This is a genomic window from Serratia sp. (in: enterobacteria) (assembly GCF_051654945.1).
GTDB lineage: Bacteria > Pseudomonadota > Gammaproteobacteria > Enterobacterales > Enterobacteriaceae > Chania.
On sequence record NZ_JBOFZA010000043.1, the window covers coordinates 346523 to 371086 of the forward strand.

Here is a 24564-nt window from a genome sequence, read left to right on the forward strand (position 1 = left end):
TATTTCCGGCGTTAAAGAATTATCATCATGCTTGAGTTACGATAAGGCCCATTAACGCCCTTAATCACCCTGTTAGCTATGGAAGCCCTATGCGCCTGATCCATACCTCCGACTGGCACCTGGGCCAGTACTTTTTCACCAAAAGCCGCGCCGCTGAGCATCAGGCCTTCTTACGTTGGCTGATCGAACAGGTGGAACAGCTGCGGGTGGATGCGCTGATCGTCGCAGGCGATCTGTTCGATACCGGCTCCCCGCCAAGCTACGCTCGTGAACTCTACAACCGCTTTGTGGTGGAACTGCAACATACCGGCTGCCAGTTAGTGGTGCTGGGCGGTAACCATGACTCCGTAGCCACGCTGAATGAGTCGCGGGAGCTGCTTTCCTGCCTGAATACCACCGTGATTGCCAACGCACAAACCGAGCTTGAGCAGCAAATCGTGGTGCTCAACCAGCTTGATGGCCAACCTGGTGCCGTGCTCTGCGCCATCCCGTTCCTGCGCCCAAGAGATCTGCTCACCAGCCGCGCCGGCGAGTCTGGCAATCAAAAGCAGCAGGCATTGCAAGAAGCCATCGCCGAGCATTACCAAAAGCTTTATCAGGCCGCCTGTGCTCACCGCGATGCTCTGGGTTTGCCACTGCCGATCGTCGCCACCGGCCATCTGACTACCGTAGGCGTCACCACCTCGGATTCGGTGCGCGATATCTACATCGGTACGCTGGACGCCTTCCCGGCTCAGGCGTTCCCCCCTGCGGATTACATTGCGCTAGGGCATATCCATCGCGCGCAGAACGTGGCCAAGTCCGAGCATATCCGCTACAGCGGCTCGCCCATCCCGCTGAGTTTTGACGAATTAGGCAAGGCCAAAAGCGTGTTTCTGGTCGATTTTGCCGACGGTGCGCTGCAACAGGTCACGCCACTGGAGATCCCTACCTTCCAGCCCATGCAGTTAATCAAGGGTGATTTGCAGCAAATTGAGACGCAATTGCAGCAGTTTGCCGATTATCAGGGCGGATTGCCGGTTTGGCTGGATATCGAAGTGGCCACCCAGGATTACCTTAGCGACATTCAGCGCCGTATCCAACAGTTGGCGGAAGGTTTACCGGTGGAGGTGGTACTGCTGCGGCGCAGCAAAGAACAGCGTAACCAAACCCTTGCCCAGCAGGATAAAGAAACCTTGAATGAATTGAGCGTGGGCGAAGTGTTCGAGCGGCGGCTGGCGTTGGAGGCCGAGATGGCCGAACCGCGCCAGCAGCAAATGCGCCAAATGTTCCAGCAGATGGTAGAAACCTTGCATCATAATGAGGAGCCATCGGCATGAAAATTCTGAGCCTCAGGCTGAAAAACCTCAACTCGCTACAGGGCGAGTGGAAAATCGATTTTACGGCAGAACCCTTCGCCAGCAATGGCCTGTTTGCCATCACCGGTCCCACCGGAGCGGGTAAAACCACCCTGCTGGATGCCATCTGCCTGGCACTCTATCACCAAACGCCACGTCTGGAAGTCAGCGCCAGCCAGAACGAATTGATGACCCGCCACACCGCCGAATCGCTGGCCGAAGTGGAGTTTGAGGTCAAGGGCGTTGGCTATCGCGCCTTCTGGAGCCAGCGCCGGGCGAAAAACGATCCGGACGGCAACCTGCAAGCTCCCAAGGTGGAGCTGGCGCTGCGGGAAGATGGCAAAATCCTGGCGGATAAAATCTCCGATAAAAAAGAGCTGATTGCCGCGATCACCGGCCTGGATTTTGGTCGCTTCACCAAATCGATGATGCTGTCGCAGGGGCAGTTCGCCGCCTTCCTCAACGCCAAGGCCAACGAGCGCGCCGAACTGCTGGAAGAACTGACCGGCACCGAGATTTATGGCCGGCTGTCGGCGCAGGTATTCGAACAGCACAAACAGGCGAAAACCGATCTGGATGCCTTGCATCACCGCGCCAGCGGGATTGAGCTACTCAACGATGAGCAGCGCCAAGAGTTGGATAATCAACTCAACGGACTGGGTGCTGAAGAACAACTGCTCAACCAACAGGCACAGCGGCAACAACAGCAGCTGAGCTGGCTGCAACGTTGGCAAACCCTCCAGCAGCAGACGGCGGATTATCAGCGGCAGTTGGCTGGCGTGCAGCAGGAATTTCAGCAAGCGGAGCCACAGTTACAACAGTTAGCGCGCAGTGAACCCGCAGAAAAACTGCGGCCGTTGCTCAATGAACGTAATCGCTGTCAGCAGGATCTCCTGGCGCTGCAACGACAGATTGCAGAGTTGGCGCAGCAGCAACAGCAGCAATTGGCCGAACTGACCCCGCTCCAACAGAGGTTGGAACAGGCCCAGCAAGCCAAACAGGCCCAGACAGAGCATCAACAGCGGCAGCAAACGCTGATTGATGACCAGGTGCTACCACTCGATCACCAGATCGCCCAGTTGCAAAACCAACTGGCAGAAGCGCGCAAACAGCTTGCGGACAGCCAGCGGCAAAGCGAGGAGCTGCGGCGCACGCTGGAACAGCTCACCGAAAGGCGCGGCCAGTTGGCTACCCTAACGAGCCAATACCAGACCAAGCAGCTCGAACTGACGGCGGCGCTAGATAATCAGCTCCAGCAGCAAGCTGCGCTAGAGGCGCAATCCCCGGTGGAGAAATTGCGTCAGCGCCAGGCAGAACTGAGCGGCTTGCGCCCAGTTCGCCAACAGTTGTCTAAACTGGCGTTGCTGTTCCAGCAGAACCAGCAGCGCCTTGAGCAGCAACGGCTCGAATTTGCCACGCGCCAAAAACAACTGACCGAGGTGGAAACCCAGCTCGATAGCGTTCGCCAGCAGTATAAACAGCAAAAGGCACACCAGACTGACGTTGAGAAAACGCTTGAACTGGAAAGACGCATCGTCAGCCTGGAGGCCGAACGGGCGCGCCTGCAAACCGACGCCCCCTGCCCGCTGTGCGGCTCCACGCACCATCCGGCAATCGAACAGTATCAGGCCGTCAAACCGTCAGAAACGGAACAGCGCGTCGCTCAATTACGCGCCCAAACCGATGAACTGCACACTAAAGGTACCGAACTGCGGGCACTCAGCGAAAGCCTGAAAGAGCAACAGCTACGGCTGGAAACGCAGCTGAACCAGGAAGTGGCGCAGCAACAAGACCATCTGCAAAGCTGGCAAACCCTCACAGCCCCCTTGGCCTTCGACTTTACACTGCAAGACAGCGAACGGTTAACCCACTGGCTGGAAACTTGCGATAGTGAGGAACAGGCCGGTCAGCAACTTCTGCTGCAACACGAACGGTTCGCCAAAGCGGTACAATTGGCGAAGGACGCCCTGAATGCCCTGCAAACCGAGCAGCAGAGCTCGCAACAGGAAACGGCGCGGCTGAACGAACGCTTTGAGCTGCTTGAAAAAAGCCAGCAGGAAACTCAGCGTCAGTTGGCGCAGTGGCAACAGCAGTGTGTGACGCATGAAACCCAACTGCTGGAACAGCGTAACCAACGTATTGCGCTGTTCGGGGAGCAAGCCGTCGCCGAAGTCCGCGAGCAGTTACGCACGGCACAAGCTGCCGTAGAGAGCGCCTTACAACAGGCCACGGAGCAGTTGCACAAAGCGCAGGAGCAGCGCGATCGTCTGGCCGGTCAGTGGGTCGGTTTGCAGCAACAACTGCAACAGCAGACCGAGCGTGAACATCAGGCCGATCGGCAATGGCTGCAAGCCTTGGCCAGCAGCACCTTCGACGATGAGGCCGCCTTCAACGCCGCGTTGCTTGATGACGGCGAACGCCAGCGCTTACAACAGCACAAAGAGCAATTGCAGGAACGTCAGGTACAGGCCACCACGCTGTTGGCGCAGGCCGTTCAGGCTCTGGAACAGCATCGAGTGGATCGCCCTGCGGATCTGGATGAAGCGCAGGTCAATACTGAACAGCTTACTGCCGCCGTCAGCGAACTGGCGGATCGGCTGAAAACGCTACAGCTGCGCCAAGGCGAAGTGCGCAACCAACTGAACAGCGATGCCGAGCGCCGTCTCAACCAACAGTCGCTGTTCGAACAGATCGCCCAAAGCCAGCAGCAGTATGACGACTGGAGCTTGCTCAACCAGCTTATCGGCTCCAAAGAGGGGGACAAATTCCGCAAGTTTGCCCAGGGTTTGACCCTCGATCATCTGGTGTATCTGGCCAACAACCAGCTTGGCCGCCTGCACGGGCGCTATCTGTTACAACGCAAAACCAGCGATGCCCTGGAGTTACAGGTGGTGGACACCTGGCAGGCCGATGCCCTGCGCGATACCCGCACCCTTTCCGGCGGCGAAAGTTTCCTGGTCAGCCTGGCGCTGGCGCTGGCGTTGTCCGATCTGGTGAGCCACAAGACCAGTATTGATTCGCTGTTCCTGGACGAGGGCTTCGGCACGCTGGACGCCGAGACGCTGGATACCGCACTCGATGCCCTGGACAGCCTTAACGCCACCGGCAAAACCATTGGCGTGATCAGCCACGTGGAGGCGATGAAGGAGCGGATCCCGGTGCAGATCAAGGTGAAAAAGGTCAATGGGCTGGGGGTTAGCCGCCTGGATGCTTGCTTCCGCATCGAATAGTTGCTTACGTCAAGTGCTAACGATGGCCAGAAATGTGATCGCGACAACAGTACGCAGTGAAAAGCATTGAGCCAGAGCCGACAACGGTTATCATGGTGCAAATTACAGGATTGTCACTGTGCAAACAGGCAAAACCTGACCTTCGGGCTCGCACCCGGACGTCGGGTTTTTTCGTTTTCAGCGGGCCGGGAATAGCCATGAAAATCGCTAAAATACTCAATAATAACGTAGTGATTACGCTGAGTGACCATCAGGAAGAAACGGTGGTCATGGGGCGTGGCATTGGCTTTAAAAAGAAAGCCGGGGATAGCGTGGATGAAAGCCTGATCGAAAAGGTCTTCACCCTCAATAGCGGCGAAATGAGCGAGCGCTATAAAGAATTGCTGGCGGAGATCCCGCTGGCCTGTGTCACCACCGCAGACAGGATCATCACCCTCGCCCGCGAGCGGCTGCCGGGGAAACTGCATAATATTGTCTACATCACGCTGACCGACCATATCCATTTTGCGCTGCAACGCCACGCGCAGGGGCTGGATATCAAGAACGCACTGCTATGGGAGATCAAAAAGCTCTATCCGAACGAGTTTGCCATTGGCCTGGAGGCGTTGACCATCATCGCCCAGCGCCTGGAGACCACGCTGCCGGAAGACGAGGCCGGCTTTATTGCCCTGCATCTGGTCAACGCACAACTCAACGACGAAATGCACAACACCCTGCATATCACCCGCGTGATGCAGGAAATCCTCAATATCGTCAAATATCATTTCCGCTTTGACTATAACGAAGAGGCGCTCAGCTACCATCGCTTTGTCACCCACCTGAAGTTCTTCGCCCAGCGGTTGTTAGGCAAGAGCTACGTCAACAGCGACGACGATTCGCTGTACCAGGTGGTGAAGGAGAAATACCGTGAGTCATTCGCCTGTGCCGGTAAGATCAACCAGCATATCGAGAAGAGCTACCAGCATACGCTGACCAGTGAAGAGATGATGTTTCTGACCATCCACATCGAGCGGGTGCGCAGCGAAAGTGAAAAGGATTATACACCGAAGGACTGAGGCAGCCCCAGATGACAAACGGGCGCGGCATGCGCCCGTATAATGGTTGGCTACAACACCTGCGGCCATAGCCAGGCAGCGCCACGTACACCGCTGGAGTCGCCGTGTATTGCCTTGCGGATCGGTGTTTCACACTCGCCGCCAAAGACCCAGGTTTTCACCAGCGGCGGCACCGTTTGATACAGCCGATCCACATTACTCATGCCACCGCCAAAGACGATCACATCGGGATCAAAGATATTGATCACGTGCGCCAGAGACTTCGCCAGCCGCATTTCGTAGCGTTGGAGGGCTAACTCAGCGACTGCATCCTTCTGCGCCACCAGCGCCATGATCTCGTGACCTTTCAGAGCCTGGCCACTCAGCCGGGCATAGTCGGTAGCGAAACCGGTGCCGGAGATAAAGGTTTCAATACAGCCTTGCTTGCCACAGTAGCAGGGCACCTCGGCGCGAAAACGCAGTTCATCTTCATCCATCCACGGCAATGGATTATGACCCCACTCCCCGGAAATACCGTTGCCGCCAGCATGCACCTGGCTGTTTATCGCCACCCCTGCTCCACAACCGGTGCCAACGATCACCGCAAACACGGTTTGTTTGCCGGCGGCGGCCCCATCGGTAGCTTCCGATACCGCCAGGCAGTTGGCATCGTTGGCCAACCGCACCTCACGCTGCAACAGAGTGGAAAGATCTTTATCCATCGGCTGCCCATTCAGCCAGGTCGAGTTGGCATTTTTTACCAGGCCGGTAAAGGGCGACAGCGTACCTGGGATCCCCACGCCCACCGAGCCTTGCTGGCCCGTTTTTTCCTCCGCCAGACTTACCAGCCCGCAGATAGCCTCCAGCGTCAGTTGATAATCATCACGAGGCGTGGCGATACGCTGGCGGAACAGCTCGGTTCCGTCGTTGGCCAACGCAATCACTTCAATTTTAGTGCCACCCAAATCAATACCAATCCGCACAATTCCTCTCCCTAATTCAGCACGACAGCAAACTTGCCGCCCAGTGTAGCGCATAGCCCGGCTCACGCCACGCTCAGCGAATGTGACATCAATGGCAATTCCAACGAAACGCGGTGACGAACGCAAATCGACGGGAATGAGGCGATTTTTCAGCGTCAATTCGTTATTATGCCGCCCTGCTTTTGATGAATCTGCGTGCCAAATGCACGCCCAGCCTGGGATAACATTATGCTGTGGTTTAAGAATTTGATGGTTTACCGTTTGAGCCGCGACGTTGCGCTAACTGCGGATGAAATGGAAAAACAGCTCAGCGCCTTTGCCTTCACTCCGTGCGGCAGCCAGGACATGGCGAAAACCGGCTGGGTTTCCCCGATGGGCTCTCACAGCGATGCATTCACGCACGCGGTGAACGGCCAGATCATGATCTGCGCCCGTAAAGAAGAGAAGATCCTGCCCTCGCCAGTGCTGAAACAAGAGCTTCAGGCCAAGATCGAAAAACTGGAAGGTGAGCAGCACCGCAAGCTGAAAAAAACCGAGAAAGACTCCCTGAAGGATGAAGTGCTGCACAGCCTGCTGCCACGCGCCTTCAGCCGCTTTAACCAGACCTACATGTGGATCGATACCGTTAACGATCTGATTATGGTCGATGCCGCCAGTGCCAAGCGCGCCGAAGATATGCTGGCGCTGCTGCGTAAGAGCCTGGGTTCATTGCCGGTGGTGCCATTGACCATGGAAAGCCCGATTGAGCTGACGCTGACCGAATGGGTGCGCTCCGGTGAACTGCCGGCCGGTTTCATCATTCAGGACGAGGCCGAACTGAAAGCTATTCTGGAAGAAGGCGGTGTGATCCGCTGCAAAAAGCAGAACCTGATCAGCGACGAGATTGCCGTGCATATCGAAGCTGGCAAGCTGGTGACCAAGCTGGCGGTAGATTGGCAGGAGCGCATTCAGCTGGTGCTGGCGGACGACGGCTCACTCAAGCGCCTGAAGTTTGCCGATACCCTGCGCGATCAGAACGACGATATCGATCGTGAAGATTTTGCCCAGCGTTTCGATGCCGATTTCATCCTGATGACCAGCGAACTGGCGGCCTTGATCAGCAACACCATCGAAGCCCTGGGTGGCGAGGCTCAGCGCTAAAACAAAAGGGGCGCAACAAGTTGCGCCCGCTGGGGAGTGCCGGGGAAAATCACCCCGGCCAAACTGCACTGAGTTATTTACTTAAGTAACGACACAGATAGGCTGTCGCATCAGCCACCTGTACGTTGAATTCACTGTGCGCAGGCACAAAGAACTTCTCGCCTGGCGTAAACACCTGCCAATCCGGCGCACCCGGTAACAGCACTTTCAATGCCCCGGTGATCACCGTCATCTCTTCCGGCTGTGCGGTACCGAAGGTGTACTCACCCTCTTCCATCACCCCGACGCTGGTACGACCGATGCTGCTACTATCGTAACCGATAGACTTCACTTTCCCGGCAAAATACTCGTTCACTTTCAGCATAGACTGGCACCCGCGTAATCATCTTTGAGGAATCTCCATATTGGGGGATGAAACCGGCTCTGTCACTGGTTTTTACTACGAAATGCGATCGCTGCGCACGACAAAACATGAGCGGGATCAAACAATGAGTGTGGCGTTCAACGTTCGGCGTTCTGTTGCTCATTCAGCCCGACGGGTTTCACGGTTATTTCCGCTGTTGAAAATGGCTCAGGCTGCCATAAAGCGCCAGCAAACGGTCATATTCAACCGGATCGTAAAAGCGACAGGTTCCGCGCCCAAACTCTTTTGCCACTTCCACGGCAAATTTTACCGCCAGCGCGATGTCTGTCTCATGACTGGCTCCGGTGCCACAACCCGGCACCACCGACTCGGTGCAGATTGCGACGCCTACGACCGGCGCTGCTGTTGCAGTAGAGGGCTGTAAGATACTGTTAAGATGGTGCACACCATTGCCGTAAGGCGTGATGTCTTGTGTCGTGATCGGGAAGGTCACTGCCGGGCGGCCACTGGTCATCTCCATGATGCGCAACAGATCTTCCGATACCCGGAGGATGTAGCCCTGTTTCACCGTTGGTGACAGCGCATAGCCCTTGTGGTTGATGATGCGATTCCCTTTGGTGGTATCGATCGACAAAATGGCATCCGCTTGCGGCACCACTTCGTTGGCGTTCATGGTGACATCATCGATCGGCGAATCCATAAAATCGACCGGGTCGTGTGGGCGAGTTGGCGCATTCGGGCAAATATGGGTGGTAACCACGACATCCCCAGGCAGCACATCGCCTTTGCGCTGCATTTCCGCCAGCTTCAGGGCGCTGGCGATCGCCGAAATGGCCCCATCACCGTCAGAAACCAGGCCGATACGCGTTGGCCGCGCACCAATGCCGCCCAATCTGCCAATGATCCCCAGCGTTGGCGCATCTCCACCGGATGACTTGCCTGCACTGCCGGGAATTTCAATACGGACAAAATCCGTGGTGCCCTTGTCACCGCTGACGCGATGGGTGCTAGCCAAGACCTGCGGATAATCGGCAAACAGATCCACCACGTCCTGCCCCTTCACATAGGCATTATCAATCAGTTCAAAAACCTGTAGCGTTTGTTGCAAACTCATAGTCATCCCTCACAAATGTTGTCTGATAGATTTAGCCTCCCGCCATGGCGGGGATGGCGTTATTTTCCTTTGCTGGAAAAGATCGAATTGAAAAAGTTGTACAGGGCATCCCCGGCAATAAACCCGGCGGCCATGATTTCCATCGGTGTACGACCTTTATCTCCCCAGCGTTTGACGATCAGAATGCGCAGTGCGATACCCACCAACACAGCCCAGCCTGCAAGAGCGTTATTAATCAACAACCCCGTGGCTAACAACACACCGAGTTGGCGTTTGGGCCCGCCAATGAATTGCACGATGGCACCCGGGATGGCCCAAATCAGCAGGCTGGAGGCAATACCGGGCTGCACCCCGGCTTCGATGGTTTTGGCATACACGCGAGCCACCGGCGGGATCAGCTCCTGCAGGAAATAGCTGGTGTAAGAGAGGTAAACCACCGGGATAGCGATGACAAAGGCGATCAAGGCAGCGATCAACTGAATACGTCGCCCCAGCAGCTCCTGCTGTAAATCCTTGCCGTAGCCCCGCAAAATAAAGCCGGCTTTCAGATCAAAGCCCATATCGGCAAACGCCGGGCCGGTAGCCGCAGTAAAACCGGTGAGTACGCAAAGTGCCAACGGAGGGAAACCGATCAAAATCCCGACGATCAGCGTGATGAGCGCCACCGCAAACGCCGGGAACCAGCCGGAGTGCATCGCGGCAATTCCCACGATCAGCTCATGCACGAAGGCGGCAAACGCGGCATAAATCACAAACAGCAACAACATGGTCAGCGACATTTCGCTATACAACCCGCTGCCGAATGCCAGCATAGCGGCAATGGCCACATACCCCACCGCCCCCAGCCCCAAGGCTTTACGTACCTCGCTGTCTGGCTGGCTATAGCTTGCCGCCGACTGCTGGTTTTTGTTGCGGATCACCTGTACAACCTGGATCAACGCGACCAGTCCGGCCCCCACCATCACGCCATGTGGAATATAGTGTGCATTGATATCAACCCCGGTCAGCGGTTGGCCATATGCCCGTAGCAGCAGACCAATCCCGAACATGCTCAGCGCCCAGATATTGCCGATAAATGCGGTGCCAAAGGCCGCCATCGGGATCTTCAGCATCGAACCAGCAATGCCCACCAACACGCCAACGACCAACAGCCAGGCCTGTTTACCACCGCGATCGCCCGCCTTGATGGCTTCCGCTGCCGCTACGCCTGGCGGCCAGGCATTGGCGGCGGGGAAAACCTTGGTATCAAACATCCGATACAGCAGGTAGGCATCCAACAGCATGGCGACGGCCACGCCGCAGAACATCGGCAGGATCAATTGCGGTTGCCCCATGACATAAGGCACGGCAATGGGCATCAACAGGCTGTTGGCCGCCCCGAAGGTAGCAGAGGAAATCACCGTTTGGGCCAGGTTCTGGGTGTGGATCGAGCGGTATCGCTGGAACATCTGCAATGGAATGCGTGCCAGCAACATGGCAATCAACGCACCGATAATCGAGGTATTGGGCGTAACCCCCAACGTGGTGATCAGTTGCACGCCAATTATCGCCCCGACGATGGATAACAGTACCATCACCAACAGCGTACCGATATCTTTCAATGGATTGGTGGTTGTTTCTGGTTTCATAAATCTGCCCCGTGAATATCCCTGCTTGATGACGAAAATAATATTTCAGGCATGGGTTACCGATAAAGTTCCATTATTCGGAACTCCAGCCGTTGAAATCTATTATTTAGAGCCTACCTTGGCTGAATTAATGACAGTAAAACACCCCTACCATTAACCAATCAGCGAAATGCCCTGGTATTGGTGCGCTAATTAAGCCTGTTAAAGATATGATTGACGGTGAGCTATTTGATCTGCTGCCAATATTCATCACCGAGCTTTACTGCCAATTGCCGGGAAACGGCCATTAATGCCTCAAGCACCTGGGGCGAATAAGGTTGATCCTCAGTCTGTGAAGGGAAAGACAAACAGAGTCCCACTGTCTCACTACGGTGTTTGTTAATCACCGAAGTTGCCAGGGAGCTGATACCCGGCAGCGTTTCGTTACGGGCCAATGACCATCCCTGCTGCCTGATTATTGCCAGCTTTTGCAGCAACGCCTCAAGCGTTTGGGGGGCGTTTATCGAGGCAACGTGGTAACCCGCAACGAAGCGTTCACGCACTTGCTCATCACTTTCCCGCGCCAGCATAGCTCGCCCCACCGAGGTTTCTGCGGCCGGGGAACTGGCGCCTACCGGTGTCACCACTTGCAGAAAATGGCGGCCGGGCAAGGTACGCATGACCCAGTTCTCTCGCCCTTCCAGTTTGGAGATATAGCCGGTACAGAAGGTCAACTGATTAAGCTGCATCATTGCCGCCGTTGCACTCTCCACCAGCGGCGTTGACAGGTAATGACTGGCCACGCCCAACAATATATAGCCAATATGGTACTGACGGCTTTGCGGATCACGCTCCAACAGCCCCTGGTTTTCCATCGTTTGCAGCAAACGGGAAACCGTACTTTTTGGCAACCCAAGCCACTCGACGACCTCAGTGAAAGAAATTCCCCCTTGCCCATGGGTTATTTGCCGTTGAGAAAATAATTTTAACACCGCAGCAGCATTTTCTAATGTGGTCATGGCACGCCTTGTTCCACTATATGGAACTTAGTTCCCAATCGATATTTAGCAACCTAAAACTCACGCAACTTATCGTCAAGCGGTTTATTTTTATCACCCAGCGAAATTGCAGCGAATGATGGCTTTATTATTGAAAATACCACACAAATCGCAAAGTCATCGGCCAAGAAGGTTGGCACATGTCCGTTTTAATAGAGAAAGTTCAGCATAAGATACCAATATCACTGAGCCATCAAGGCGACCTATGCCGCAGCTAGATATTGCGCAGGATATAAATGGCCAGGGAGGCCTCAAACAGAATAATGAAAATGGACCAAAATGCGGGGAAATATCGGTCATAGTGGCGGACAAACTGGCGAAGTGCTTGCATAACATTTACCGCGGAGGTCTCCCTGGGTGCAAAAATATTGCCGATGCCCCAGGCTACGCCCCACTGTTTATAAGCACAATGCACCTGAAAAAGTGCAGCCGGTTTATACCGGCCACTTTTTGTTACACCGCAGGCTATTCACCCAGGCTTTCATCCTCGTAACGCCGCTTGGCGTCTAACGCTTCGCGCTCGGTTTCATGTTCGCTGATCAGCGTATCGGGTTTGGGGTGGTCGGCCCGCAGCTCATACCAACGAACCTGCTTGCCCACTTCGCCCTTGTCTACGGCCACAATACGCGCCGTTCTCGGGTAGGGAGGTTTACTCGGCATGGTGCTCTCCTGTGTGATTGACTGCCGTTAAGTATAGACAACCACAGTGAAATGCCAGTTACCGTCGCGGCCTCATGCGACCAAGCGGGGGCAGCAGCAGCGCCCCTATGGCATATAACGAGTCGGTTGGGATTGGTCAGGGGTATGGTGGCACAAGAACTTGTGCCCAGGGAAAGTTACTTTACCGCTTCGCCTTGCAACACTGCCAGGATTTGCTCGACCACCTGCTGCGGATTTGCGGTGCCATCCATAACATGGTGCGCGGCCTCTTGATAGAGCGCCTCACGAGCCGCCAGCACTTCCAGCATTTCCTCGGCAATTGGCCGCCCAGTCAGCGTTGGGCGCTGGCCCTCTTCCGGAAATTCTGCCAACCGCTGCGCCAATACGCTGGCTGGAGCGCGCAGGTAAATCACCGTGCCGTGCTGACGCATAAAGTGTCGGTTCTCTTCGGCCAGGATTGCCCCGCCACCGGTGGCAACTATAGTTGACGGTTGTGTTACCGCTTGCAGAGTCTGGGTTTCACGCTGGCGAAACCCCGCCCAACCCACCTTTGCGACCATTTCCGCCACGTTCATTTGCGTAGTCTGCTGCATAAACAGATCGGTATCGATAAACCGATAGCCCAGCGCCTGTGCCAATGCGCTGCCGACCGTGGTTTTTCCTGCTCCGCGAGCTCCGACCATAAAAATGGTTTGTGTCATTACGGGTTGTCCCTTAATACGGTGACTTGAATGCATTGGATTGCCTGCGAGCCTGTCAGCAGGTCGATCGAGCGTTGGCACTGTAACTGCATCATACCGCCCTCAATCTGTATTTCAATCTTTACGATAGTGTAAATTCCATAACACAACGGCTATTGGCAGCAAAATTTTGCCCTGCCTCCTGCGCCAGAAGATGTTGTAATTGCGCATCCAGTTGCGCAGCGGCAACCCGGCGAAAGCCAAGCCGTTGGTAGTAAGGCGCATTCCACGCCACTTGCTCAAAGGTGGTTAGCGTTAACCGTTGCACGCCTTGACACCTGGCCTGCTCGGCAACCTCTTCAATCAGACACTTGCCCACACCTTGCCGCTGCCAATTGGCCGCCACCGAAAGCTCGGCAATATGCCAACTGCGCCGCAATGGCAGCACCGCAATAAAACCGGCGATCTGGCCAGCCAAGTTAACCATCACCCACTCCTGTTGCCGCTCAATAAAATCGGCGTGCTGTTGCGGGCTTATCACCTCACCCTCGGCGAGATGCTGCAACTCTGGCTGTAGGCGAAATAGCTGTGCGGCAGAACGTTCGACTGCCACCAGTTGGGGAATATCCTGCCGTTGCGCCAGACGTAGGTTCAGATTCATCATTGGCTCCTGGTTAACGGCCGACCATTTAAACAGATTTTGCCGCAGGCAGAAATCACCAATAAGCGTCGTCAAGAGCTATATGATAATTACTCTCATTTGATTATTCAATCAGGAGAGGAACCTGCCGCATGATTGCGCGATAAAAAACTAAAAATTGGTCGCAACGCTGTGACCTGGCAGGCTAAATTGGGGCCACGACACCGGGGGAGCAAATATGACACAACAGATTGTTACGCTGACAGACTACCCACACTTAGCCGGCGTCTGCGCCGCCTGGGCCTTCGGTCAATGGGGCTCACAACGCGGCGGTACGCTGGAACGCACGCGCCAACGCTTTGCGTTATGCAGCAAACCCAGCGAGGATTTCCTGACGCTGCTGATGATTGATGGCGAGCGTCCGCTGGGGATGGCTAGCCTGTGGCCAAGCGACGACCATCATCGCATGGATCTCTCCCCTTGGCTGGCCGGTGTGTTTGTGCACCCAGATCACCGGCGACAGGGCATTGCGCAACGTCTGGAGCAGGCGATCGTCAGCATGGCACAACAACGCGGCCATCCCGTGCTGCATCTGATCACCGATCACAGCGAAGGGCTGTACGCCGGTTGGGGTTGGCAAACCATTGAGCGCCGTCAGCAATATGACGATGAAGTGGTGGTGATGGAAAAGCGGCTGTGATCAGCGCGGAGTACACACATACACCAGCGCTGGGGGAAAATTACGTACCTCCAGCCGCCGCTGCCAATGAAAGTAGCGCGAGAGCAGCTTTTCCGACAGATGGCTATATTGGAACAGCACCAGTGTGCCGTTGTTGGCCCGTAAACGTTGTTGCGCCTGTTGCAAGATACGCACCGTGATCCTCAGCGGGATCGACAACAGCGGCAGACAGGAAAAAATAACGTCGTAATCGCGCTCCAGCTTCTCCGCCGAATACGCCATCACCCGCAGGCGACCATCGTCAATCTGTTGCAGCGTATGGATAAAGCTGGTCTGAATTTCATAGGCATCCAGTTGAGCATCGGCACGCATTCGCCCCAGGATACGCTTGGTCAGCACGCCGTCCGCCGCGCCCAACTCGGCAACCGACAGGGCTTGCGTCCATTCGATCTGGTTCAACATCGCCTGGCATAGCCACGCGGAGGAAGGGGCCAAGGTGCCCACGGTACGAGGGGAGGCCATAAACTGCTGAAGGTAAGAAAAGTGATGCTTAAGTTGCAGCCGCGTCGCATTTAACATTGGGGCCTCCATCATTTGAGTTCACCCAATGTGGACTGAATTTCTTAAGGTTTCATTAACCGGACTCCGAAAGACGCAGACAGAGTTGTAATCAAATGCAACCAATCAAGAATAAATAACCATAAAAAATGGCTGCGATAATAATCAATCAATAAGCCAGGTTGGCATTAAAGATCAGATTATTACCCGCAGCCATCAATACCACTCGTTATCGTAAATGAATTAGCGATAAACTTCCGCGGTACCGCGCCAGTCGCTGGAATCCCCTGGGTTATCCAGACCAATGATTCGATAATGCGTTGCGCCGTCTGCTGTCGCTTTCTGTTTCAACGCGTGGATGGCGTCACTCGGTGAACCGCTGATACCGGAAACCGACACCACACCAATGCTCTGCATGGTGCTGGCTTGAGCGCTATCAACCTGTTTAGCGCCCATGGTCGCGGCCATGGTGGAGAATGAAGCGGTGGCGATCAGTGCTGCTGCGATGCAAGGTAATAGTTTCATGGTTGACTCCATTATTTTTGTTCGTTAACTCGTTCTCAGTGGTTTTAATTATGTGTTAACCAATGAAAACGGACGTCATCCAATGTAAAGAACCTCAATCATTGTGAGCAAAATAAGGAGAAAGTGAGAGCGGGTATTTCCTGCCAGCGCATAACTTTATTTATGATGGGAATTTTACGCGCTATTTTTAAACAATAACAATCTTATTTATCCAGCCGAGTTAACCCGATTTATTTTAAAGCAATTTTTCTTCTCCCGATCACCCCTGCAACGAAAAATTGGGCCAACGCTGGCCCAATCAGACGGCAGATGATCCTCAATCAGCGCAACGGTTCCGGCAGGGTCAGCACCCACAGCTCGCTCAAGGATTCTGGTTGCTCCAGTGGCCGCAGTTCGAGAGTGGTTTTCACCGGTTTGCCAGCCAAACTCAGTGTGCCTTGCGGATCTAGCTGATAGTCACCCATTTTCTTCCCTTCAGGCTCGGCATTGACCAGCTTGGCCTGTAAACCGAAGTCGTTGTCGTTAATCACCGCCAGCGTGCGATTGTCGATCAACGCCAATCCCTCCACCTTCTCTTGCTGCCAGCCCAGCTTACGCAGATCGACCACCTCACGTTTTTGCGCCAGTTTGACGCCACGTTTGGCCAATGCATCGGCATCATCAAACTCCAGCGCCTTACCCTGGCCGTCGAACGGCGTCAGATCGCTGGCCTGGCTGAGATCGACCAGATAGATCTTGTTCATCATCTGTTTGTCTTTACCGCCACCTTGCTCGATCAACAGGATATGCTGGTTATCGACCGCTACGATATCGCCAATCTTGGCATCCTTGGCTTTCTGATAGCGATCAATATCGATCGGATAGCCATACATCGCCGTTTTACCACTGGCGGGGTCAAAGCTGACCAGGCGGGTAAACTGCGCCTGGTTTTTGCCCTTGCCCTCAATATCCAACGTACTCTGCACCGCCGCCAGGATCCGCCCGTCAGGCAACCGGGTTACACCTTCAAAACCCCGGTTCGGCTGACGCCATTTAATGATATTGGGTAAACCGCTGGCAACCGCCTGCTCACCCGCTAACGGCGTTGGGCCAAATTTCTCTATAATTTTACCTTGGCCGTCGATGTGGATCAGGAAAGGGCCATATTCGTCACATAGCCAGTAACCGCCTTTACCGTCCGGGGTAATGCCTTCGGTATCCAACCCGCGTTTATCGCTCGACAACGTCTTAAGGCTATCCGTCAAGGCGACTTCATTGGTTGAGCCTATCAGGTTGCCAGGTAACGGCAGGCCGCTGATTGGGCCGCTATCGTCATGCAGCGGGCGTGCCTGGGTAGCAGTCGCTTTACCGCCGCCGATACGGATTTCCATCAATAGAGGAACAAAAGCCGGGTTGGCGAAAATCTTGGCTTCCTGCTTGCCGACCGCCGGGGCATCGGCATTCGGTCCCCGATCGGTCACGGTAGTCAGCAGCAGGTCGTCCCCTTCCCGGCCATTAAACACCAGCCCGGAACCAATACCTACTGGCAACCCTTTTGGAAAATGCTCGGCAAAAGCGCCGGAATAGCTCACTCGATCGCCACCAGGAAAGCTGACGTTGTAACGAGCAACGCCAACTTCGGCAGCATGGGACAACAGCGGTAATACAGAAGCCAGCAATACACCAAGCGGTTTGATTCTCATAACATTTGCTCTTTGCAGGGAGAAGTAACAGCCTGAGAGCCTAACCATCAAGAGTGACACTTTTATGACGACTGAAGCTAATTCCATCAATAGCGATAAAAATTAGCGGCCGACAAATAGGAATTAACAATCAACTCTGCATTATCGAGTGATAAAAACCGATTGAAAAAAATAGCATTAGCTATGCAAAAAATAAAAATTAAGATTTTCACCCTTATCAACTAAGACAATTACCTATTACTCAGATAAAAAAACAACAAAACCAGGGTAATTTCTTAAAATAATACTTTTCGCATAGACAAAATAAAAAGTTAGGTCTTTAATACCGGCCGTAATCGAAGGCGCTCGCGCGAAAAAAAATTACGTCTGGAGCACTACAATATTAAAAAGGTGCTCTATAGTTTTTAGTGCTAACGTCCGTTAGTTTGTTCCCCCAGCAGGATGGAATCTATGTCAAAGCGACTTTTTGCCGAATTCTTCGGTACATTTTGGTTGGTGTTCGGTGGTTGTGGTAGCGCAGTGCTGGCCGCAGCGTTTCCGCAGTTAGGTATTGGTTTTGCTGGTGTTGCTTTAGCGTTCGGCCTGACCGTAGTCACTATGGCCTACGCTGTGGGTCATATTTCTGGTGGGCACTTTAACCCAGCGGTCACTATGGGATTATTTGCAGGTGGCCGTTTCCCTGCGAAAGACGTTATTCCCTACGTAGTTGCCCAGGTGATTGGTGGTATTGCCGCCGCCGCGGTACTTTATTTGATTGCCAGCGGTAAAGCAGGCTTTGATGCGACCACCAGTGGTTTTGCTTCTAACGGCTACGGTGAGCATTCACCGGGTGGTTATTCTTTGCAAGCCGCTATCGTCATTGAATTGGTACTGACCGCATTCTTCCTGATCGTTATTCATGGTGCGACCGATAAACGCGCTCCAGCAGGCTTTGCGCCTCTGGCCATCGGCCTGGCATTGACGCTGATCCACCTGATCAGTATTCCTGTCACCAATACCTCAGTTAACCCGGCACGTAGTACTGCCGTAGCAATCTTCCAGGGAACCTGGGCATTGCAGCAGCTGTGGGTATTCTGGCTGGTACCGCTGATCGGCGGTGTTATCGGTGGTTTGATCTACCGTTGCCTGTTGGAAGACAAGAAGTAAGCATTGATATTCAGGGCAGCCCGCAACGGCTGCCCTGAAATTTTAGCCTTTCACCGCTTCAAACATCATGATGTCACTGGTAAAGGAGCCGTCGGCCTGAATGGCAAAGTGTTGACGAACATCTTCTGCAACCCCTTGCTGTAACGCACGGATCGCCGTGACAAAATGCTCAGGCGTACGCATCCGGGCCACCCAACTGCTGAACTCCAAATCCAGTCGATCGGTCGTCACTTCCCGTACCAGCAAGCCAGATTCGGTAAACAGGCTCAGCCACTCACCCGGCGCATAGTTGCGCACGTGCGAGGTATCCCGCAGCACTTCGACCGTTTGCAGATAAATATCCAATAACGGGTGCCCTGGGGATACTACATCCATAAAGATAACCCGTCCGCCAGGCTTCAACACCCGTTTAACTTCACGCAATGCCCGCCCCACATCGTGCCAATGGTGCGCTGAATAGCGGCTAATCACCACGTCAAAACTGGCGTCATCAAAGGGCAATACCTCGGCTACGCCCTGCTGCACCTGAATATTCTCCAGCCCCTTTTCCTGTGCCGCGTTGCCAACTACCGTCAGCATCTGCGCCGACAGATCGTACGCCACCACCTGCGCTACATGGGCCGCAGCGGTAAAGCTGGCGTGCCCTGCCCCGCCCCCCAGGTCGAGCAAGCGTGCATCGGTACTGCCTGCCAGCAGCTTACCCAGGCGTTGCAGGTCTTTCCCTTGCGCGTGTACCGCGCTGGTCAGATAGGCATTGGCCTGTTCACCAAACTGGCGATCGACCGCATTTTTATGGCTGTTGCTGATGCTCATAGCTGCTCCCAATATTATCTGGCTTGCGCCGCTGCCGAGATGGCTGGTAATGACTATAATCAAGCTGCTATACGGGTACAATATGAGCAGTTATCCTAGTATAAACAGGTACCACCCTAATGGAATCAGACGCTATATCCAGCCAGAAAGCCCTCGGGGCCTTCCTGCGAGCGCACCGCGAGCGAGTCACACCAGAGATGCTGGGCCTGCCGACCGCCACACGCCGCCGCACCAGCGGTTTACGCCGTGAAGAACTGGCACAAATCAGCGGCATCAGCGCCACCTGGTATACCTGGATAGAACAGGGACGCGAGGTGTCGATCTCCCCCTATACGCTGGCACGCATCGCCACAGCGTTACGGCTGGGCCATGCCGAGCGTCACTACCTGTTTACCCTGGCACATCTCACCGATCCCGAACATGAGCGGGTGCAGGAAACGGTTAATGCCGCCGTGCTGCAAAGCGTGCATCAAATGACCGTGCCCTGTTATCTGCTCGATCTCACCTGGAATATGATGGCCTGGAACTCGCAGGCAGAAGCGCTGTTCTGTGATTGGCTAAAGCAGGCCAAAACCCCAAACCTGCTGCATTTCATGTTTTTTCACCCGCAGGCGAAAGTGCTGGTCAGCGACTGGGACAACCGCGCTCGACGGGTGGTAGCCGAGTTTCGTGCCGAAACCAGCCATCATCAGGGAACGGAGGAGATACGCGCCTTTGTGCGCAATATGACGCACAACAGCGAGGCGTTTAATCATTGGTGGAAGCAGCAGGACGTAATGGCCCGTGAAGGCGGCGAACGCTCCTTCAGCCATCCACAGCAGGGGGAGCGACATTTTCAACAGGTGACGTTCTACCCGGCGGAGCACCGTGGTTTGAAGCTGGTCATGTTAATGCCGCTGCGCTAGCCACTTCAACAGATGGCGTCTGACAAAGCGGCGTTAGGGGTTTTGCCCACTGTCGATCTTGGCCAATACCTGGCGGTAGGCTTTGACTTTCTGGCGCTTCTTCAGCCAGGTGGTGGTGGATACCACAAAAATAGCGCCGGACATGGCCAATACGCCGGTTGGATGGCCATAAAATACCATCAGGGCAAAGTAAGCGGCTGAAACAATTGCCACCCATTTCGCCGAATTGCCGACCGCATTTTTTTCGAGGCTCATCCGGCGGATAGCCTCTTCTTCACTGATTCCCATACGCGCTCCTTGTTGAATTAACAGTCCATTATATGTGGGAATACCGTTGAATTTTCAATCGGTTTTTTAGTAAAGAAGGGTAAATTTCAATACGTTGACGGTTGTTCAAGAACGGGGATAGGAAAGAGCGTAGCCTGGTGGCTACGCCTATGTACAGTTACTTGCCTGAGGTCAGCGCACTGTAGCTGGTCATCAGATTGCGATAATCAGGAATATGGTTGGCAAACAGCGTCCCCAAACCTTCGATATCATTACGCCAGTCACGGTGTAATTCGCAAGCCACGCCGAACCAGGTCATTAACTGCGCGCCTTCGGCTTCCATACGGCTCCAGGCGGATTGCCGCGTCAGCTCATTAAAGGTACCGGAGGCATCGGTCACCACAAAGACTTCAAAACCTTCAGCCAGCGCCGACAAGGCAGGGAACGCAACGCAGACCTCGGTCACCACGCCAGCAATGATCAACTGTTTGCGTCCAGTCGCTTTCACGGCCTTGACGAAGTCTTCATTATCCCAGGCGTTAATCTGACCCGGGCGTGCAATATAAGGCGCATCTGGGAACTGGGCTTTCAATTCAGGCACCAAAGGGCCATTAGGGCCGGTTTCAAAACTGGTGGTCAGGATCGTCGGCAGATTGAAGTATTTCGCCAGATCGCCCAGCGCCAATACGTTGTTCTTGAAACGATCGGGATCGATATCACGTACCAGTGATAGCAGCCCAGCCTGATGATCCACCAGCAGCACGACGGCCTGGTCTTTATCGAGACGCTTGTAATTTGCGGTCATGTTACGACTCCTTATTAGGGTAAGTTTCTACACAGAGGTTGTCTTCAAGTATGGGCCCGGTACGGAGATAGGTTCCCGTACCGGGATCGAGCTTACTGATTGCTGCCTTCGGTAGTCAGCGGCATTGCACCAAACTGCCCGCTATTGAAATCACGGAAAGCCTGTTGGATCTCCGCTTCGCTGTTCATCACAAACGGGCCATAACCCACGATAGGCTCATCAATTGGCTCGCCGCTCAGTACCAGCAGGCTGACATCATTGTTTGACTCGAGGGTGATGGAGTCGCCAGCGCGATCCAGCTGCACCATTTGTGTTTCCCGCACGATCTGCTCACCGTTGACCAGAATCGCCCCGTGCAGCATCACCACGGCCAGCGTATGCCCTTCCTGCACCTGCAGGGTGGTGGTGTGCCCGGCGTTCAACTTCATGTCCCACACGTTGATCGGGCTGAAGGTGCGGGCTGGCCCTGCATGGCCGGCATAGTGACCGGCAATCACCCTGACCTGCCCCGCGTTATCCGCCAACGGCACAACCGGAATATCGCGGTTAAGTAACGTCTGGTAGCCCGGGGCCGCCATCTTGTCTTTGGCAGGCAGATTGACCCACAGCTGCACCATCTCTATGGTGCCGCCCTGACGCGCAAAATCTTTGGAATGGAACTCTTCATGCAGGATGCCCGATGCCGCCGTCATCCACTGCACATCACCTGGGCCGATCACCCCGCCGCTGCCGGTGGAGTCACGGTGTTCAACTTCGCCCTGATAGACGATGGTGACCGTTTCAAACCCGCGATGAGGATGCTGCCCCACGCCACGGCGGCCACTGGCCGAACGGAATTTGGTTGGCGCAGCGTGATCCAGCAGCAGGAATGGGCTCATCTCGGCCCCCAGTTCGTTATACGAGAACAGGGAATTCACCAGAAAACCGTTGCCGACCCAGTGAGCTTCCGGGCTGTTATAAACACCAAGGATCTTTTTCATCTTATAACTCCTGTTGCAGGCCTCGCGGCCTTACGTTGATGACAGAAGTTTAGTCCAAGCCGATTTGCCGCAGTAGTCGGCAAGATATACACTCAGTGTTCTATTAGTAGAACGATGAGGCAGCGATGCAGATAGACCTGAACGATCTGTATTTCTTCGCCAGCGTGGTTGACCATCAGGGTTTTGCTCCCGCAGGGCGTGCCCTTGGCATCCCCAAATCGAAGCTCAGCCGCCGCGTGGCACAGCTGGAAGAACGCCTCGGCGTACGCCTGATCCAGCGTTCAACCCGGCGTTTCTCCGTGACCGATTTAGGACAGAGCTATTACGTACACTGCAAGGCGATGCTGGTTGAGGCCGAAGCGGCACAACAGGCGATCGAACAGACCCGCGCGGAACCTTGCGGCACGGTGCGCATGTCCTGCCCGGTAGCGCTGCTGCATACGCGGATCGGTAGCATGGTGGCCCGGTTTATGGCGGATTACCCTCGGGTGACGGTGCATCTGGAAGCGACCAATCGTCGGGTCGATGTGGTGGGTGAAGGGCTGGATCTGGCAGTACGCGTCAGGCCGCCGCCGTTGGAAGACAGCGATCTGGTATTGAAAATCCTGGCTCAGCGCAGCTGGTGTATTGCCGCCAGCCCGGCATTGGTACGCACGCTCGGCGCTATCGACTCCCCGGCCGGGCTGCAGAACTACCCAACGCTCGATCTCGGCCCGGCCAGAGCGCAGCACCTGTGGCAACTCAACGGCCCGCAGGGGCAAAAGTTCCAATGGGAACACCAGCCCAGACTAGTCACCGATGATATGCTGATGCTGCGCACCGCGGCGATTGCCGGGGCCGGTATCGTACAACTACCGGCCATGATGATGCGTGATGACATTTTGCGTGGCGATCTGGTGCAGTTACTGCCCGGATGGCAGCCTCAGGGCGGCGTCGTCCATGTGGTCTATCCCTCACGGCGTGGCATGTTGCCAGCGGTACGGTTGCTGATCGATTTTCTGGCTCAGCAGTTCGCCACCCTGGAGGAAGCTTGATCAGTTGGTGATTTCAATGGCGTTACCGTCTGGATCGCGAAGGATGGCCTCATAAAAGCCGTCCCCGGTCCAGCGCGGTGCCGCCTGCAAAATACCGTCCGCCTTGGCCCGCTGTGCCAGTTCATCCACCCGCGCCTCACTGCCGAGCGATAACGCAATATGCGCCCAGCCAACGCGCTCCTCGGCCTTAGCGCCTGGCAACAGACCTGGAACGCACATGATCTCCAGCGCGGGGCCATCGGCCAGTTGAACAAAGCGTGAGATAAAGCCGGGGCGATTTTTGCTCACATACTCCTCCCCCGCGACGCCATTGAAATAACGCTGCCAGAAGCCAACCTGGGCCTCAATATCCTGCGTCCATAGGGCAACATGGGCAATTTTCATCTTCATTCTCCTTCATTCGCGGGGATATACAGCACGGTGCCACCGCTGAGGGTAACCTGCTGTTCGAGTTGCGCATGGCCGCCACGGGCAATCACCAGATAATCGACCTGGCTGGCGGGCAATAGTGTGTAGGGCGCATAGGTGTTGAACTTGTCGCAGGTACATAGCACCGCGACGTTGCCAGCGCGTGCCAGCATCTGTTTTTTGAACTGGGCCTCCTGATAGCGCAGGGCAGTAAAGCCGCTGTCAGGATCGTAAGCACAGACACCGGTAAAGGCGATGTCGAAACGAAACGAGGCTATTTCGGCCAACGCCTTGGCATCCACACTGCCACCGATTTCTGCATCCACCTCACCGCCGATCAGGATGGTACGGATCCCCGGTCGTTCCAACAGGCGGCTGGCTACGCTCAGCGCATTGGTTACCACGGTAAGTTGCCGATCGCGAGGCAGCAGATCGGCCAGGTAAAGGTAGGTGCTGCCCGCATCGAGAAAGATCACCTGCCCGGTCTGGATCAGTGGCAGAGCTGCGTAGGCCAACCGCTGCTTTTCATCGCTGCTGATCTCCACCCGTTCGGCCATATAACCAACGGCAGGTGTGAGCGCCAGCGCTCCGCCATAGATCCGTTTGCACAGATTTTGCGCCGCCAGTTGGCGCAGATCGCGGCGAATGGTGGCTTCAGTAGTATTCAACTGCGCCGCCATTTCGATCGCCAACACTCGTCCCTGCTGTTGCAAGGTGGCGAGGATGGCCTGGTGGCGTTCATTGGGCAGCAGTTTTGACATGATGTGGGTCCGGCGAAGATTCAATGAACATAACTGTACACAAACGTAAATAAACGTACAATCGTTTTGCATAAAAAGCGCTTTTGGCAATTTTCGCCGTCAGGATGTTGGCTATACTGGGAAAAGTCACGTTAGCGCAGACGTAACGCTCTGA

At 54.9% G+C, this 24564-nt stretch carries 25 protein-coding genes; 8 read left to right on the forward strand and 17 right to left on the reverse strand.

Features of this window, described 5'->3' with window-relative positions:
• Positions 1-89 precede the first annotated feature (89 nt).
• From sbcD to licT, 3 genes are all read left to right on the forward strand, one after another.
• On the forward strand, positions 90-1319 hold the full coding sequence (gene sbcD / locus ACRDCA_RS07685; protein ID WP_438688982.1) for an exonuclease subunit SbcD: 1230 nt from the start codon (positions 90-92) through the stop codon (positions 1317-1319).
• Positions 1316-4567 carry an exonuclease subunit SbcC gene (sbcC, locus tag ACRDCA_RS07690; protein WP_438688983.1) on the forward strand — a complete coding sequence of 1084 codons (3252 nt, stop codon included), beginning with the start codon at positions 1316-1318 and terminating at the stop codon, positions 4565-4567. The genes sbcD and sbcC overlap by 4 nt, the downstream gene beginning before the upstream one ends.
• 197 nt (positions 4568-4764) lie before the next feature.
• Positions 4765-5622 (forward strand): BglG family transcription antiterminator LicT, encoded by an 858-nt coding sequence (gene licT / locus ACRDCA_RS07695; RefSeq protein WP_438688984.1) that lies wholly within the window; start codon positions 4765-4767, stop codon positions 5620-5622.
• Between the two features lie 50 nt (positions 5623-5672).
• Here licT and mak read toward each other — a convergent pair whose 3' ends face one another.
• A complete protein-coding gene (gene mak / locus ACRDCA_RS07700; protein WP_438688985.1) occupies positions 5673-6584 on the reverse strand; it encodes a fructokinase in 912 nt (303 codons plus the stop codon).
• A 228-nt stretch (positions 6585-6812) separates the two neighbouring features.
• Between mak and rdgC the strand changes: the two genes are divergently transcribed.
• The gene (gene rdgC / locus ACRDCA_RS07705; protein WP_438688986.1) at positions 6813-7724 is read left to right on the forward strand and encodes a recombination-associated protein RdgC; all 912 of its coding nucleotides are present in this window, start codon (positions 6813-6815) and stop codon (positions 7722-7724) included.
• A gap of 73 nt (positions 7725-7797) precedes the next feature.
• On the opposite strand, the gene ppnP is transcribed toward rdgC, so the two are convergent.
• From ppnP to ACRDCA_RS07740, 7 genes are all read right to left on the reverse strand, one after another.
• Complete coding sequence (ppnP, locus tag ACRDCA_RS07710) at positions 7798-8088, reverse strand: pyrimidine/purine nucleoside phosphorylase (RefSeq protein ID WP_438688987.1); 291 nt, start codon at positions 8086-8088, stop codon at positions 7798-7800.
• A gap of 184 nt (positions 8089-8272) precedes the next feature.
• Positions 8273-9202, reverse strand: a complete 930-nt coding sequence (locus ACRDCA_RS07715; RefSeq protein WP_438688988.1) for a DUF1177 domain-containing protein — start codon at positions 9200-9202, stop codon at positions 8273-8275.
• A gap of 59 nt (positions 9203-9261) precedes the next feature.
• On the reverse strand, positions 9262-10830 hold the full coding sequence (locus ACRDCA_RS07720) for an OPT/YSL family transporter (RefSeq protein ID WP_438688989.1): 1569 nt from the start codon (positions 10828-10830) through the stop codon (positions 9262-9264).
• 224 nt (positions 10831-11054) lie between these two features.
• Complete coding sequence (locus ACRDCA_RS07725; RefSeq protein WP_438688990.1) at positions 11055-11828, reverse strand: IclR family transcriptional regulator; 774 nt, start codon at positions 11826-11828, stop codon at positions 11055-11057.
• A gap of 504 nt (positions 11829-12332) precedes the next feature.
• Positions 12333-12527: a YaiA family protein gene (locus ACRDCA_RS07730; protein WP_025120292.1), complete on the reverse strand. Its 195-nt coding sequence runs from the start codon at positions 12525-12527 to the stop codon at positions 12333-12335.
• A 176-nt stretch (positions 12528-12703) separates the two neighbouring features.
• Positions 12704-13228 (reverse strand): shikimate kinase AroL, encoded by a 525-nt coding sequence (gene aroL / locus ACRDCA_RS07735; protein ID WP_438688991.1) that lies wholly within the window; start codon positions 13226-13228, stop codon positions 12704-12706.
• A gap of 121 nt (positions 13229-13349) precedes the next feature.
• Positions 13350-13871 (reverse strand): GNAT family N-acetyltransferase, encoded by a 522-nt coding sequence (locus tag ACRDCA_RS07740; RefSeq protein ID WP_438688992.1) that lies wholly within the window; start codon positions 13869-13871, stop codon positions 13350-13352.
• A 214-nt stretch (positions 13872-14085) separates the two neighbouring features.
• On the opposite strand from ACRDCA_RS07740, the gene ACRDCA_RS07745 reads away from it, so the two are divergent.
• Entirely contained in the window at positions 14086-14547 is a 462-nt protein-coding gene (locus ACRDCA_RS07745; protein WP_438688993.1) for a GNAT family N-acetyltransferase, read from the forward strand.
• On the opposite strand, the gene ACRDCA_RS07750 is transcribed toward ACRDCA_RS07745, so the two are convergent.
• The 3 genes from ACRDCA_RS07750 to ACRDCA_RS07760 all read right to left on the reverse strand — a co-directional run bounded on the left by ACRDCA_RS07750 (position 14548) and on the right by ACRDCA_RS07760 (position 17291).
• Entirely contained in the window at positions 14548-15105 is a 558-nt protein-coding gene (locus ACRDCA_RS07750) for a class I SAM-dependent methyltransferase (RefSeq protein ID WP_438688994.1), read from the reverse strand.
• A gap of 222 nt (positions 15106-15327) precedes the next feature.
• Positions 15328-15609 carry a DUF1471 domain-containing protein gene (locus ACRDCA_RS07755; protein ID WP_438688995.1) on the reverse strand — a complete coding sequence of 94 codons (282 nt, stop codon included), beginning with the start codon at positions 15607-15609 and terminating at the stop codon, positions 15328-15330.
• Between the two features lie 320 nt (positions 15610-15929).
• Positions 15930-17291, reverse strand: a complete 1362-nt coding sequence (locus tag ACRDCA_RS07760) for an esterase-like activity of phytase family protein (protein ID WP_438688996.1) — start codon at positions 17289-17291, stop codon at positions 15930-15932.
• 450 nt (positions 17292-17741) lie between these two features.
• On the opposite strand from ACRDCA_RS07760, the gene aqpZ reads away from it, so the two are divergent.
• The gene (gene aqpZ, locus ACRDCA_RS07765; protein WP_438688997.1) at positions 17742-18437 is read left to right on the forward strand and encodes an aquaporin Z; all 696 of its coding nucleotides are present in this window, start codon (positions 17742-17744) and stop codon (positions 18435-18437) included.
• A gap of 42 nt (positions 18438-18479) precedes the next feature.
• Here the strand turns inward: aqpZ and ACRDCA_RS07770 are convergent, their stop codons facing one another.
• Entirely contained in the window at positions 18480-19262 is a 783-nt protein-coding gene (locus tag ACRDCA_RS07770; RefSeq protein ID WP_438689031.1) for a class I SAM-dependent methyltransferase, read from the reverse strand.
• A gap of 107 nt (positions 19263-19369) precedes the next feature.
• Here ACRDCA_RS07770 and ACRDCA_RS07775 point away from each other — a divergent pair, with 107 nt between their 5' ends.
• Positions 19370-20155: a helix-turn-helix transcriptional regulator gene (locus ACRDCA_RS07775; RefSeq protein WP_438688998.1), complete on the forward strand. Its 786-nt coding sequence runs from the start codon at positions 19370-19372 to the stop codon at positions 20153-20155.
• Between the two features lie 33 nt (positions 20156-20188).
• Here the strand turns inward: ACRDCA_RS07775 and ACRDCA_RS07780 are convergent, their stop codons facing one another.
• The 3 genes from ACRDCA_RS07780 to ACRDCA_RS07790 form a co-directional block, all read right to left on the reverse strand.
• Entirely contained in the window at positions 20189-20443 is a 255-nt protein-coding gene (locus ACRDCA_RS07780; RefSeq protein WP_438688999.1) for an ABC transporter ATP-binding protein, read from the reverse strand.
• Between the two features lie 157 nt (positions 20444-20600).
• Positions 20601-21227: an isochorismate family cysteine hydrolase YcaC gene (gene ycaC, locus ACRDCA_RS07785; protein WP_438689000.1), complete on the reverse strand. Its 627-nt coding sequence runs from the start codon at positions 21225-21227 to the stop codon at positions 20601-20603.
• A gap of 92 nt (positions 21228-21319) precedes the next feature.
• Positions 21320-22207: a pirin family protein gene (locus ACRDCA_RS07790; RefSeq protein WP_438689001.1), complete on the reverse strand. Its 888-nt coding sequence runs from the start codon at positions 22205-22207 to the stop codon at positions 21320-21322.
• 125 nt (positions 22208-22332) lie between these two features.
• Between ACRDCA_RS07790 and ACRDCA_RS07795 the strand changes: the two genes are divergently transcribed.
• Positions 22333-23241, forward strand: a complete 909-nt coding sequence (locus tag ACRDCA_RS07795) for a LysR family transcriptional regulator (RefSeq protein ID WP_438689002.1) — start codon at positions 22333-22335, stop codon at positions 23239-23241.
• Here the strand turns inward: ACRDCA_RS07795 and ACRDCA_RS07800 are convergent, their stop codons facing one another.
• Complete coding sequence (locus tag ACRDCA_RS07800) at positions 23242-23625, reverse strand: VOC family protein (RefSeq protein WP_438689003.1); 384 nt, start codon at positions 23623-23625, stop codon at positions 23242-23244.
• Between the two features lie 2 nt (positions 23626-23627).
• Positions 23628-24410, reverse strand: a complete 783-nt coding sequence (locus ACRDCA_RS07805) for a DeoR/GlpR family DNA-binding transcription regulator (protein WP_438689004.1) — start codon at positions 24408-24410, stop codon at positions 23628-23630.
• Positions 24411-24564 lie beyond the last annotated feature (154 nt).